Source organism: Butyrivibrio sp. AE2015 (assembly GCF_000420825.1).
Classification (GTDB): Bacteria; Bacillota; Clostridia; order Lachnospirales; family Lachnospiraceae; genus Butyrivibrio.
In genome coordinates, this window is record NZ_ATVR01000024.1 from 39,151 (window position 1) to 52,271 (window position 13,121).

19 protein-coding genes and 1 pseudogene are annotated in these 13,121 nt (G+C 39.7%); 4 read left to right on the top strand and 16 right to left on the bottom strand.

The window, feature by feature from the left end; translation table 11 throughout:
- Positions 1-39: 39 nt before the first annotated feature.
- Both G585_RS0111650 and G585_RS0111655 read right to left on the bottom strand, forming a co-directional pair.
- Positions 40-495 (bottom strand): flavodoxin family protein, encoded by a 456-nt coding sequence (locus tag G585_RS0111650; protein ID WP_022775189.1) that lies wholly within the window; start codon positions 493-495, stop codon positions 40-42.
- Between the two features lie 45 nt (positions 496-540).
- A complete protein-coding gene (locus tag G585_RS0111655; protein WP_022775190.1) occupies positions 541-1,260 on the bottom strand; it encodes a sulfite exporter TauE/SafE family protein in 720 nt (239 codons plus the stop codon).
- 195 nt (positions 1,261-1,455) lie between these two features.
- Here G585_RS0111655 and G585_RS0111660 point away from each other — a divergent pair, with 195 nt between their 5' ends.
- Positions 1,456-2,949: a hypothetical protein gene (locus tag G585_RS0111660; RefSeq protein WP_022775192.1), complete on the top strand. Its 1,494-nt coding sequence runs from the start codon at positions 1,456-1,458 to the stop codon at positions 2,947-2,949.
- 106 nt (positions 2,950-3,055) lie between these two features.
- Here G585_RS0111660 and G585_RS0111665 read toward each other — a convergent pair whose 3' ends face one another.
- The 14 genes and pseudogenes from G585_RS0111665 to G585_RS0111730 form a co-directional block, all read right to left on the bottom strand.
- On the bottom strand, positions 3,056-3,409 hold the full coding sequence (locus G585_RS0111665) for an arsenate reductase family protein (protein WP_022775193.1): 354 nt from the start codon (positions 3,407-3,409) through the stop codon (positions 3,056-3,058).
- A gap of 55 nt (positions 3,410-3,464) precedes the next feature.
- A complete protein-coding gene (locus G585_RS0111670) occupies positions 3,465-3,806 on the bottom strand; it encodes an arsenate reductase family protein (protein ID WP_022775194.1) in 342 nt (113 codons plus the stop codon).
- A 378-nt stretch (positions 3,807-4,184) separates the two neighbouring features.
- Entirely contained in the window at positions 4,185-4,688 is a 504-nt protein-coding gene (locus G585_RS0111675) for a GNAT family N-acetyltransferase (RefSeq protein WP_022775196.1), read from the bottom strand.
- 42 nt (positions 4,689-4,730) lie between these two features.
- The gene (locus tag G585_RS0111680) at positions 4,731-5,276 is read right to left on the bottom strand and encodes a GNAT family N-acetyltransferase (protein ID WP_022775197.1); all 546 of its coding nucleotides are present in this window, start codon (positions 5,274-5,276) and stop codon (positions 4,731-4,733) included.
- 118 nt (positions 5,277-5,394) lie between these two features.
- On the bottom strand, positions 5,395-5,766 hold the full coding sequence (locus tag G585_RS0111685) for a YccF domain-containing protein (protein WP_022775198.1): 372 nt from the start codon (positions 5,764-5,766) through the stop codon (positions 5,395-5,397).
- A gap of 189 nt (positions 5,767-5,955) precedes the next feature.
- Complete coding sequence (locus tag G585_RS0111690; protein ID WP_022775200.1) at positions 5,956-6,468, bottom strand: nitroreductase family protein; 513 nt, start codon at positions 6,466-6,468, stop codon at positions 5,956-5,958.
- Between the two features lie 16 nt (positions 6,469-6,484).
- Positions 6,485-6,964, bottom strand: a complete 480-nt coding sequence (locus G585_RS0111695) for a YbaK/EbsC family protein (RefSeq protein WP_022775201.1) — start codon at positions 6,962-6,964, stop codon at positions 6,485-6,487.
- Positions 6,965-7,537: 573 nt separating this feature from the next.
- Complete coding sequence (locus tag G585_RS0111700) at positions 7,538-7,957, bottom strand: DUF523 domain-containing protein (RefSeq protein WP_022775202.1); 420 nt, start codon at positions 7,955-7,957, stop codon at positions 7,538-7,540.
- Positions 7,958-7,973: 16 nt separating this feature from the next.
- Positions 7,974-8,453, bottom strand: a complete 480-nt coding sequence (locus G585_RS0111705; RefSeq protein WP_022775204.1) for a MazG nucleotide pyrophosphohydrolase domain-containing protein — start codon at positions 8,451-8,453, stop codon at positions 7,974-7,976.
- A gap of 4 nt (positions 8,454-8,457) precedes the next feature.
- The gene (locus G585_RS0111710) at positions 8,458-8,835 is read right to left on the bottom strand and encodes a zinc ribbon domain-containing protein (RefSeq protein WP_022775205.1); all 378 of its coding nucleotides are present in this window, start codon (positions 8,833-8,835) and stop codon (positions 8,458-8,460) included.
- A gap of 89 nt (positions 8,836-8,924) precedes the next feature.
- Complete coding sequence (locus tag G585_RS20120) at positions 8,925-9,227, bottom strand: Dabb family protein (protein ID WP_026663959.1); 303 nt, start codon at positions 9,225-9,227, stop codon at positions 8,925-8,927.
- 27 nt (positions 9,228-9,254) lie between these two features.
- A pseudogene (locus tag G585_RS20125) lies at positions 9,255-9,521 on the bottom strand (DUF4298 domain-containing protein); the annotation flags it as partial.
- Positions 9,522-9,550: 29 nt separating this feature from the next.
- The gene (locus tag G585_RS0111720) at positions 9,551-10,651 is read right to left on the bottom strand and encodes a DNA/RNA non-specific endonuclease (protein ID WP_022775208.1); all 1,101 of its coding nucleotides are present in this window, start codon (positions 10,649-10,651) and stop codon (positions 9,551-9,553) included.
- Positions 10,652-11,093: 442 nt separating this feature from the next.
- Positions 11,094-11,294, bottom strand: a complete 201-nt coding sequence (locus G585_RS0111730; RefSeq protein WP_022775210.1) for a hypothetical protein — start codon at positions 11,292-11,294, stop codon at positions 11,094-11,096.
- Between the two features lie 740 nt (positions 11,295-12,034).
- Here G585_RS0111730 and G585_RS0111735 point away from each other — a divergent pair.
- The 3 genes from G585_RS0111735 to G585_RS19395 form a co-directional block, all read left to right on the top strand.
- Entirely contained in the window at positions 12,035-12,253 is a 219-nt protein-coding gene (locus G585_RS0111735; protein WP_022775212.1) for a hypothetical protein, read from the top strand.
- A gap of 7 nt (positions 12,254-12,260) precedes the next feature.
- Positions 12,261-12,710 (top strand): cysteine hydrolase family protein, encoded by a 450-nt coding sequence (locus G585_RS19030; protein WP_081644828.1) that lies wholly within the window; start codon positions 12,261-12,263, stop codon positions 12,708-12,710.
- 187 nt (positions 12,711-12,897) lie between these two features.
- On the top strand, positions 12,898-13,121 hold a 224-nt coding region (locus G585_RS19395; RefSeq protein WP_022775214.1), incomplete at its 3' end, for a helix-turn-helix domain-containing protein.

The following is a 13,121-nucleotide window of genomic DNA, read 5'->3' on the forward strand; positions in this document are numbered from 1 at the left end:
AAAAAGGTGTCTGCTCTAAAGCAAACACCTAAATTACGTTCATTCCGCTCTACCAACTCTAATAAGATTTCTGAAAAACTCAACTGCATCAGTCAGATCATTTTCATCAGGATGTCCCTTGCTTGTGCCACCGACCAACTTAAATGGTCCAAAAGTGTTATATCCGTGGCATGTGAACTTACCAACAACCTCAGCGTTCTTGTCTTTGACTGATTCTGCCATGGATTTTGAAAAATCTTTATTCATAGCACTGGTCATTATGTAAAAAATCTTCTTATCCTGCGGAAGATTTTCATGGGCAAAATTCTTCACCTGCTGATGGAACTGCGCAGCATAAATGCCTGAAGCAAAGCCTATCAAATCGTATTCAGACAAATCTTTCTTCTGCACCTGTGTGGCGTCGATCAACTCCACATCAAACTCTTTAGCAATGGCATCTACCACTTTCTTTGTGTTTCCGTGATGTGTTGAAGCATAAACAATACAGCATTTCATTTCAAAACCCCTCCCACCATATTTAGTCAATTTCTATTTATTATATCATGTAACATTTGTAAAAATCAGTACCACACCTGATAAGATCAAAAGAACTATCACAATCTTTTTAACTACCATCTCATTTATTTTACCGGCGCTGTACATTCCAAGACCAAGCCCAATCAGCATAAATGGTGAGAGTAGCAATGCTTTCTTTAACATATCTATAGTCAGGATTCCGTAAAAGAGATACAGTCCAAGCCTAAATGTGTTCTCAATAATAAATACTGTGCAAATATTCGCTTTAAAAGATCTTGTATTCTCTGTTGTTCGCCCGATATAAGCACCAAGAAGCGCCCCAACTCCGTAGAGTCCGCACAGAAATCCTGATAAAATACCGATAATTATAAGCAGAACTTTTGAGTTCTTAGATTTCTTTTTAGCCAATTCTCTGATCAGCATCTCTATGCCAACAAAAATAACCAATATTCCGAAGATTATTTTTATTACGGTAACATCTGTGTTTTTTAACAGAAAAGCTCCGACAGTGCTACCAATAATTACCATAATGGCCAGAGGCACTACTACCTTTAGATCAATTGATCTTCGTTCCTTCCAGCTTATGATCAAGTTTGTTGGTAGGCCAAGAATCAGCTCCACCGGTGATATTTCTATGTTCGCAACAGCAAAACTCATTATTGAAGTAAAAACAAGCGTGTTTGCAAAGCCGCACAGTCCCTTTACATAAAACGCCGCCAATGAAGCAAGTATCCAAAAAAACATTAATCTCTGCCATCCTCTATTCCAACTTACTCTATTATACGCAAAAAGGACACTCCATGCTATTCTGAATAACAAAATGGCCCATTAACCCCGTCCCTGGGTATCATTCTGAATTTATACTTTTTTTATAATCCTTGTGCAAACTCAGTCGTATCATTAAATAGTGTAAAAAAAATCAGAATATGGGAGAGAATTATGAAAAGAATAGCTACATTACTTTTATCAACAGCAATTGCCATTTCAGCATTGGCAGGATGTGGAAATGCCACTACAGAAACTACCGGCAAAACTTCACAGTATGAGCAGCTCATCACCTCTCTCCACGCAGGACAGTCATATGCATATGCTCCTGTCTGCGAGGGAGAAAATGCTCTTTTAGTAACAAGTTATATTTTTGATGACGCCATGGGACATTTGGCAACCTATGATGCCACCATTTACATAGAAAAAAATGGTTCTATCGAGAAGGTCACTTCTGTCCAAAGCGGCGGGACAGCATATCCGATTGCTGTAACCGATGACAACAGCCTCATAATATCAATGCGTAACTCTATAGCTAAAGGATATGTAAGTAAAGATACGGGCAAGTTCGTTATTACAGAAGAATCAAATATCGATTATCTAGCTGCTAAAGATGGTGTTTACCATAACTACAAAGACGGCACCGTAGATATCTCAGCAGACCCTTCATTATATGATGAACTTAGTGAAAAATATTCAAACTCAGAGGTACTTAATTTCACAAAAGCAGGCCTTTCATCTGATGGTTATCCACAGCTTTCAGGAGCTGTATACGCAGCATACAAAGGAGATGACCTTTACAACATATCAAGCTACTATGTTTTTGACAGCGAAACTTCCGGTTCTACCCAGACAACAGATGGCTTATCAGGGATTCCTTTCACCTATGAAATTGATGGTGAGAACATTACCTTCCATTTCGCTTCAGCAGATGATAATACACAAGCCAGGTTCAGCTGGGATAGCGGCGCTTTTCCTACTTTAGAATTTGCAGGCAACAATGAAACCATCTCTTTTTCATGCATCGGAAATGCAAAAGCTGACACCTTTGATGCCGTTAAGTATTATGACAATGACAGCAACCTTTATATGATAGTAAAAAAGTTTGATGAAACAACACTTACCGGCGATCTGTACCGCGAAGAAAAGATCAAAACAGAATACGTCGATAACGCAGAAGAAAACAGCTATATCTTCTCTGAAAACGGGACTCAATTCTCAGTTGTTTCTTTTGAGGAAGTAAATAAAGAACTTGAATATGGAACAGATGAAGAATTCAAAAAAGATGTTATAGGCTCCAGCAGATTCGACCGTTTCCTCGTAAAATGCAGTGATGATGGTGCTTATTATGCGCTTGAAAAAGAGGACTATGAGCCGGTATATCATGTTGTTTATATGCTGAATGAGGGGAATGTAAGAAAACTGATCGAAGAAAATGTTTCTTTTAAGATCAAAGAAAACTGTGAAATCTATCTTCAGAAATTTGTTGATGATGGTGAGTTTGCAAATCTCGAGGAAGAATACATTGTTGGAAGAGAGTTTAAGGGAGACAATTACCCCGGCTGGTCAGCAGATGCTAAAGAGTATTATATGACCAGTGACATGCTTGTCGCATTAGGTGTTATTGACGGTGAACTTTACAATTTTAATCAGATTTATGTTCCTTAAAAAATTTTTAACCGGTGGTCAAAACGACCACCGGTTTTTTTTGCCCCACTGATTGGGATTTCCGTGCTCGTCATACTGTCCTATCATGTGTTCTTTCATTGCATGGTCATAAGCAAGCCTCTTCCCAATCAGCCTCTTTAAATCCAGCAAGCACTCTCTTATCTGTGACCAGCAATGGTCTTTTTACAAGCATTCCATCTGACGCCAGCAGATCCAGCATCTCGTCATCACTCATATTAGGAAGTTTTTTTGACAGTTCCATTTCTCTATACAGCTGTCCGCTGGTGTTAAAAAACTTTTTCAAAGGAAGTCCACTTTTAGCATTGAGTTTCTTTATCGTATCACGGTCAGGATGTTGCCCCTTTATATCAAGGCTCTCGTATTTAATGCTATTGTCATCAAGCCATTTCAGCGCCTTCTTGCAAGTAGTGCATTTAGAATAACAATAAACTTTTACCATGATTTATGCCTCCTATCTTATATTTGCAAAACTAAGTTTCTGTGACGCCCGTCTATTATTGCCACTTCTTCCAAACATCCGGCTGGTAGCCAAGAGTTGCCTGCTTGCCGTTTCTGACCACAGGTGTCTTGATGATCTGCTGATTTTCCAGAAGCTTGTCGAACTTGTCCTCATCAGCAATATACTGGATCAGAGCTACAGTGTCTTTATCCTTGGCATCGGTGTTGACCATGTCCATTACACTTCCAACAGCGCTGACAACAGAGTTCAGTTCACCCTTGCTCATTTCTTTTTCCTTCAGGTCTATGAACTGAAACTTTATATTGCGCTCTTTGAAGAAGCGCTCCGCTTTCTTTGTATCATTGCACTTTTTGGTGCCCCAGATCTGTATATTCATCTCTTTTCATAACTCCTTGTGTTAAAGCATCTGAAAACTTTTTATAAACGATTATCCCCAAAATTATTCTATCTACCATTCGGGTGTCAGATCAAGCCTGTCTTTCTGCCTCTATCGTACTATTCACATATATAGGCAGTTCTTTTGGCCTTAGATATTCTGCCTATATCACATATATCTCAAAAGAGGCAGAATTTCAATTCAAATTTCAACTGCCTATATCAATAGCACTCAAAATATAGGCAGAAATCATCCCGAATAATCAACTGCCCACATCTACATTACTCGTGATATAGGCAGAACTACGACCGCAATTTGAACTGCCACTATTTGAAACATACTGGATAGTGGCAGTTTTACACCAGCTATCTCTTTAAATTAGTACTTTTTTATCCTCATAAAGTAATGATCCTCGTCTTCACCTGCTCTGTATGCCCCATTATTCAGCATTACCTTTTGAGATGCGATGTTGTCTTTATTGACACGAAGGAAAATCTCATCCTCGGGGATAATCTTATTGGCCTCGGAAAGAGTAAGCTTTAAGCCGGCTGTACCATACCCTTTTCCTCTTTCATCCCTCTTGATGCTGTAACCAATATGTCCCGCGCCGTTCCTAAGAGTATCTGTAAGATGATGTCTGATACGAAACTCTCCAACCAGCTTTCCTTCGTTCCATAAGTAGTAATAAGTTTCAGGTACAAACCAGTCTGGCATATTTACAGGATGCTCATAAGATATGAGAGTCGGAAGTACATTTGCTATATATTCATCATATGAAACGCCGTGATATGGATTAGTTAACCCGTTCTCATCGGTAGGTAGCTCTGTTGTGTATTCCCATTGTGATCTGGCATCGTCAACGTTTATTCTTCGAAGTTCCATTACTGCTCCTCACTTTCCCGGATAACTGCTTATCCTGAATTATTACAGTTCCTTAACCATATGAATATCATCTGCATAAGTACCGTCCTGATACTTGTTTGCCTTCGGTATCCTTCCGCACTCCTTAAAGCCAAGGCTCTCATAGAGGTGATATGCCCTGTCATTACCACCAACTACCGTAAGTTCTGCCTGCTCATATCCCAGCTCTTTTATTGTAAAAAGAAGCTGCTCCAGCATGAGACGTCCCAGTCCAAATCCAGTGTACTTCTGATAAAGAGCAATTCCGATATCTACACGATGTCTGGCCCTGCGTCTGCTTCCTATAGGCTGAAATGAACAGTTGCCCGCATATTCTCCATCAACAAAAGCAAGCATCAGCATGGAATCCTCAGATGAATTCTTGGCATTGATAAACTCTACCTCAGACTCTGCCGTGTACTTTACTTCATCAGGGTCGCAGAGAAGAAACCTTGTTTCTCCGCAAACAGTTTTCAGATAATCAACCAAAAGCTGCGCTTCCTCCGGCTTAGCGCTTCGAAGCAATATTTTCTTTTCCCCGAGCATATACTTTTTTTCTTCAAAAACCATTTTCCACCTCTTCTTTCTATATGTGCCTCTGCTAAAAAAAGCCCCATCAAACGACTGTCTGATGAGGCTCACATATCATAATTACAATACAGCTATGCTCTATTGTAATATTTGACCATTAATAATGAACCCTAACAACCTTTGCCCCAAATGGGAAAAGAGCTACTCTCGCAATCTTAAAGAACTGCTTACCAAAAGGGATTCCGATGATGGTAACACATAACAAACATCCAATAATTGCGTTTCCAATTGCAAGTTCAAATCCGGAGAGGCAGAGCCAAAGAATGTTAAGAAGCAGAGATACCGCTCCGCCTTCATCCACAACTTCTTTTCCGAAAGGATTCAGTGATATTGAGGACAACTTAAAGCACTGAAGTCCCACAGGGATCCCAACAACTGTGCAACACCAGAGCAGTCCTACAAGCCACCATCCTAGGGCACTAAGAAGCCCTCCGCATAATATCCAGATGACATTTCCTATAAACCTCATAATTCCTCCTTAAAAAAACCATTTTAATCATTATAAATAATTTTTATTACATTCGCTTTATTTTCTTGGTCAAAAAAATAAAAAAGTACGGATAAGTCAGCTCATTAAAGCCAATCTTATCCGTAATCTAAGAAATCCTGATAATCCAGAAAGTCCATCTCTGAATTCATTGCTGATTCTCTACTTTTCTCAAATATAACTTACTGTTTCTGTAAGATCTTTCCTACTATTATGATTATTAAGAGGTCCTGCGCCATCTGCCGCATATCCAAGGTCAAGAAGCATCAAAATCTCTTCATTCTCAGGTAAGCCAAGGTCCTCAGCGAGTTTATCAGGGTCAAAGAAATTTAGCCAACAGCTATCTACCCCAGCATCAGCGGCAGCCAGCATTAGATGCGTTGCCACTATTGAAGCATCCTCCACTCCGGAATCTCTCTTGCCACCCGGATATGTAAATACATTGTTTTTATCGAATGTTACAACAAGAACAGTCGGTGCTCCATAACGGCAAGGTGTTGCCTTGTCGATTTTAGCCAGGTTCTCATCAGTCTCAACAACATATATATGCTGTTCCTGAAGATTCTTTGCCGTAGGTGCAAGCCTTCCGGCTTCAAGGATGTCATTAAGTCTTGCCCTGTCTACTTTTCTTTCGCTGTATTTCTTACATGAATAACGGCTCTTTACTACTTCTTTAAATTCCATGGTAAAACCCCTTTCTTTACTCGTCTTCTTCCCATCCTTTACATACATCGCACCAGCCCTCGGCTCCGGTAACAGCTTCAAGTTCTGAAGGTGTCACTTTGACTGAAGTGAACTCATTACCTCCTGCAGGGTGGACATATTCAAATCTCCTCATGGATACATCAAGCCAGATAGGGATGTTATTAGCCACAGCAAAAGGACAGACTCCACCTGGCTGGAATCCCGTGATGCTCTCCACCTGATCTCTGGGAATCATGTGTGGCTTAGTGTGAAATAGCGATTTGAACTTAGAACTGTTAACCTTACCATCGCCTGCCATTACCACAATTACAGGCTTTTCATCTACTACAAAAGACAATGTTTTTGCAATCTCCGATTCGGTACAGCCTATCTGCTGTGCAGCATGCTCAACTGTATCAATCGTTTCTGTATGCTCTGTAAGCCTGTCACCAAGGTTATTGGATATAAGAAACTCTTTTACCTTTTCATTGACCATTTTTGCCCTCCACGGAAACAATCATTTTATGTTACCATTATAGGCACAATAGCGCTTATTCTGCGTATGTATTTTCCTATAGCCGGTGATAGTTTGGGGTTATATCAGAATTTCTTGGATTACAGATCGTACGGATAAGATTGGCTTTTATGAACCGATTTATCCGTACTTTTTCTAGGTTTTTGCTATTTATACTGTACAAAAGAGATTTTAACTGCTGGTACAGTAATTATTTATTCCCACTACTGCACCAACGCAAAAAATATTATTGATACAGTATTATTTTTCTTTTATTGATTAGTCCTGCCAGATTTACTACTGCAGGAATAAGATAATTTAGAGATCTACAGTAATTATTTTTTACATTTACTGTAGAATTTTGAAAACCAAGATAATTACAGTAATCACGTTACTGTATGAATACAGTTCTTTTAAATGATACAGTATTCAAAAGAAAGCACTACTGCACATTCTAGGATTTCATTTAATATGCAGTAATGCCCTTGTTCTCTTTAGGTTTTTGGTGATTTTGATTCTTGGTTTACGGACAAGGTGCCTTTAGCATTATCTTAATCAGTCCAAATCCTCCACATCAATTAGCTTAATCGATGTTTCACTAACCATCTGAGCAAACACTCCCATTCCGGGGATTTTCTTTCCGGTAAAAGAGCCATCGTAAACCTCTTTTACTCCGCAGCTTGGGCTTCTTGACTGAAGAATACAAACTTCAGCACCAGAATCCATAATCTTCTTAAAGGCTGCCTCTGCTCCGGATCTGAACTCTTTATCAACAATCTTGCCTTCTTTATTGGTGACAACTCCGTTCACTATCTCAGCAGGAACCCTTGGTGTAGGAAGGCCTCCCATCACTTCAGGACATATAGGAATCACCTCGTGCCCTTCACAGAAAGCCCTGACCTTCTCGCTGTAGTTATTCCCACCATTGTATTTGCAGTTTTCACCTAAAAGACATGCGCTAACAGCTATGACCATTACAGTTTTCCATCCTTCATTTGCTATTAACTCCTTTACGCTCCTTAGCTTTTTCAATGAGCTCAGATGCCTCATTGAAAGCCTCTTCAAGGTAATCTGCTTCCCACTCTCTGCCTTTCTTCTCTTCCTTCTTTATCGCAGCCCAGGCTTCGTGAAGTTCTTCTTCTGAAGCATATTTCACGCCCTCAAAAACATTGGGATGTCTCCTGACCATCTTATCTGAAATGGTCTTTGCAACATCTTCAAAAGTAAATAGCCCCTCTTCCTCTGCGATTACAGAGTGAAACATTACCTGCAACAGCAGATCCCCAAGCTCTTCCCTTAGGTTTGCCGCATCCCCAGTCTTTTCGAGAATATTGATTCCTCCAACAACTTCCGCTGCTTCCTCTATGCACGCAGCTTTCAAGCTGGAATGTGTCTGCACCTTATCCCAGGAACAGCCGTTTTCACTTCGAAGCGTCTCTACTATACTTTTCAGCCTGCTTATCTCTGTCATTCTATCAAAACCTCGTTCCACATTTCGGACAAAAATCAAAATCCTCAGTTGTCTCATATCCGCACTGCCTGCATCTCTTATAGCCAGTAGTAAATCCTCTTCCACTGCTTACCTGAGTCAGATGGCTTGGCAGGATTTCTACTTCCTCGCCCCTGGCAATCATCTTACCAATCTCCGGATCAAGCTCATAAACAGTTCCGCAGCAGCTAGTCTGCACATAGTAATGTCTGTTCCACTTGAAAGTCGGTATAAAGAAAAGAGACAGTACTGTATATGTCATAAACACGTTGAAACGTCCATATTTTCCGCAGATGGAACAGGTGATCAGCTGATTAAAGTTAAAATCTTTCCTGCCATCTGTGATTCCCATGATAAAAAACATTTATCTCTTCACCCCTGTTTTATATATTTTGCAAGCTCAGAGTTTTGCTGTAAAAAGAACTGATCTCTGACTATCTGCTTAACCATGCCTTAAACCTCATAATCCAGACAACTTCTGATCTTGGTATAAGGTCTTACCTTGGAATCAGCCACTGCTACATGCTCAGGATGTACAGAATATCCCTTAAGTGCCTCAGCACTTTCAAAAGTAGAATCCAGCATCAGGTCTGCGTTAGAGGACTCAAGGCCATTTATGTTAACCTTGATATCAACGATCCCGGGGACCTTGCCCTTTAACCCCTCAAGCCCTTCTTTGATTCCCTGCTTGATAGTCACCTTCTCCTCTGCAGAAAGCTCGTCTTTTAGTGTCCATAAAATCACATGCTTAACCATTCTCGTTCCCTTTATCCTTTCCATTAATTCCTTATTCCGCTCAAGCGCATCATAGATTCCATCTTCAGAAAGAACTCCACGCTTCAAATCTTTTGGTAAACGCCCATCTTCATCCAAGGCAAGATCATCTTTCCAATCCTTGCTGGAGTAATACTCATCAAGCTTCTTTATCTCTGACTGATAGGCCAAAAGAGCTTTTGGTACCTCCTCAGCCATATCCATTCTTCTCAATGCCTCTTCCAGAATTGATTCCATTTCAGTAATGCGCTTTACAACAATATCAATCGTATCCATTACCAAATATCCCTCTTAACACCCTTTCCCTACGGATTGCACCTCTTGCAGGGACTCTTTCCTTCACTTATCAGCTCATCCCTGGTCTTGGTGCTGTATTCCTTATTTTTCTCTTTCATATCATTTACACTGTCGCAGCTTGGATAATGGAACTTACCTGAATTCTTGTTTACCACATATGTTGTTCCTGCCGGAATACCAGAAACATCACTTCCTGCCGAAGATCTTACTGAACCATTCCCGGAATCTCCGCCAGTTATAATAAAAGAATTCCTGTCAGCCACCACGCCTGCGTCAGACGCAAGCTTGTTACTGCCATCCTCATAACTTATCTCTATTCCAGGCTGAACGTTGTAACAGAACACGTTAAAAGAAATACCTTTGCCCTTATCCTCTGCTGAATAAGCTTCAATCTGCACTCCATCGCAGAGAAGATTGTTTCCGGTAAATACCGGCGTAACTCTGTACATTACATGCCTTCCGGTACTCTTCACATACTCAGCTACCTGATTCTCATATGGCAGCATGCCTTCCACGTTCAGATAACGTGTTCCGGTGATCAGATTCTTTTCATTGGCATTCTCACCTGTCAGCTGGAATCCAATCAAATGACACCTGTTATACAGATACGGAGGATCTGTATCCACGACTCCGGGATACTTGTTCTGCTTCCATCCTGTAGGTCTGACATCAACGATCGACTGACGCTCCTCAGTAGGCATCAGATCTTTTCCGACACACGCTATTGCAGCCGTGCATCTCCCCAGCTCATCAAGCTCTCCATATTTTTCAAAAGAGCTTGTGGTGATCTCATCTGCTGTGAAATCAGGCACATTTTTGCTAAGTTCTACGGAAGCATTCCCGCTATATGCTGGAATCTCATTCTCTGCATGGGTCTGAACGCCCCAGAACAAAAATGCAGTCCCAGCTACACAAAGAGTTAGCATCAATGCGAATATTCTATTTAAGAAGCCTTTCTTATCAGTTTCGTAATATTGAACTTTAGGTGAATATGCTTTCATTTTCCATCCACTCTTTAAAAGAAATCTTTCTGTTTTACTACTGCCCTCGTCAATTATCTCGAAATATATTCCAATTGAACTTTCTAGTAGCTTTTGTTCTGCTACCATTCATATTCTTGTAATATAGGCAGTGTGTTTAAGAGGCATAGCTCTGCCTATATCGCATTTTTTTAAATAGAGGCAGTGCTTTTTAGACGTCCGGTTCTGCCTCTATTATACTTTTTATAAATATAGGCAGAGAATTTTAGCCCTATTTTTCTGCCTCCCTAGCGCTTTTTACAATATAGGCAGAACAATTACTGCAAAATCAACTGCCTCTATTCCCTATCCCTTTAATATAGGCAGAGCACCAACCCAAAAATCAACTGCTCTATTCACAAATTCCTTGATATAGGCAGTTTTTTTCCATTTATCCCTTCCGCCGGCTCTTCCTCAAGGAGCTTTATCGATGGTTTCCTTTTCATATGCGCTTCCTGTGGCAAAAGAGCTCCAGTCACCATAAACTTTCTCGGCTCCATTCCCACGAAAAGTCCTTACCTTTATTCTGAAATCAAAGTAATTCCTCCAAATACTTCACTTCCTTGCCGTGATTCTTAGCATACTCTATCTCAGATCTGGTACTATCTCCGATATATCCACCTACATTGATAACGATGTTGCCTTCCAATGTAAGTCTCTTCTGCGCTTCCATAAATTCATTCTTAAAACGTGTGCTACCACACAAAGTTATTACTGGATATTTACCAACCATAGCCTTTTCCTCACTTATCTACCATTATATTAAATCCCACTTGTATTTGCTTTATTTTTCTTTCATAACATTTTTAATTTCAATTAAAGTTCAAATCGTAGTATAAAGACATCAAGAAGAACACAACTTCTTGACCCCCACAAAATAATACTTTTTCATAACACACACCCCTTCGGAGAATGTCCGAAGGGTCCTCCCTAAAACAACGCCGCTACATTTCCTAATTAAAGAAATATAGCGGCTTAATATATTTACATGTTAAAAAAACTTACGCTTAATTTGGATTTCTTCTAGCCAAGCATCACACATGCCTCCTTAAAGCTCCCTTCCATCTGCATCAATTACTTCAATACGCTCATGGGTATCCTCCTTTCGCAACCGCCGTATTTTTGATTTCTTTATAGACACATTGTATCCCGCAAGGTTGTGTGAATATATCACATTTTTAGCGTATTTGAAGTTCCTATTCTTCGATTTTAGGAAAAATCCGCTAAAAAAGGAGAATAAAGTCCGTTATCCTTCTCAATAAGTGATGTTACTATCTGCCCTGTTTCTTTAAGATATCATTAACACTTAATACTATACAAGCATACGAAATGACTTAAAGAGAATGTTGTAAAAGTGATTTTATGGATACTTTATATTTTAGAAACATTTCAAACACACAAAGCCGATAAGCTGTTTATATCGACCAGAGTAATATCTGCCGATAATAAAAGCACACAAAGGGGATTACAATAATGGGAATACTTGAAACAAAAATAGCAGAATACGTTGGAAATCACTCAAGAAGATGGGGCTATCCTCCAACTGTTGAGGAACTTGTAAGTACATTTGGATTTATAAGCATCATGAAATCGATGTTTTATGTATTTAACCTCTTCAGGATAGGTATGATACGAAATTCACTGTTCTTTGGGACCAGTGATCTAAGACTTATTTCTGTAAAAACAAAATAATTATCATATGAAAATACTACTAGTGATCGATATTCAAGAAAAATATCTAAACTACTACGACGCTGATCTGCTGCCAAGGATCAACGCTAAGATTGCTGCGGCTAAATCAACTGGAACCCAAGTTTTCTACGTCCGCAACATAGGTATTAATGGAGATGATGATAGCTATGCACTTGCAAAATATCTCCTCATAGTCTCAGATAATATCTATGAAAAGAAATTTCCAAGCGCCTTTACAAATGATTCTTTTGTAAAAGAGCTACAGATTCAGAACGTTACTGAGCTTGAGATAATAGGTGTGGATGGCAACAGCTGCATAAAGAAAACATACCTGGATGCTGCCAATGCAGGCTACAAAGTAACTCTTAACCTGCATTGCACAGCCGCTAGGAATGAAAAGATATTTGAAAAGACGCTTAACGAATTGAGAAATGCTGGCGTAATAATCACCGTTTAATATGACTATTGGTGATTCCACTCTTCATTCCAAGTAAAGATGCAGAATAAGTCTTCCCTCGTAGAGTGAAATTTTAAATTCAGCTATTTCAGGTCAAAAACATGGCGATGTAGAAGTTAGTCTTGCACATGCCATTTTTATCTCTTATCCTACTCAAGGTCATCTGTCTGTCAGGAAGGAGTTCCTTATGAGTGAATCGATAAGAGGTAACCACTCCCATCTGTTACTGTCAGATAGGATTTATATAGAACAGGAGCTTAACCAAGGCTCTACTTTTTATTCCATTGCAAAGGTTCTGCACAAGGATCCTACTACCATTTCAAAAGAAGTTAAAAGATCCAGAAGTATTGAATCCCCATATCAGTGGTGGGATAAATGCAGACTTTGCTGGGACTACAAAACCTGTAGGGA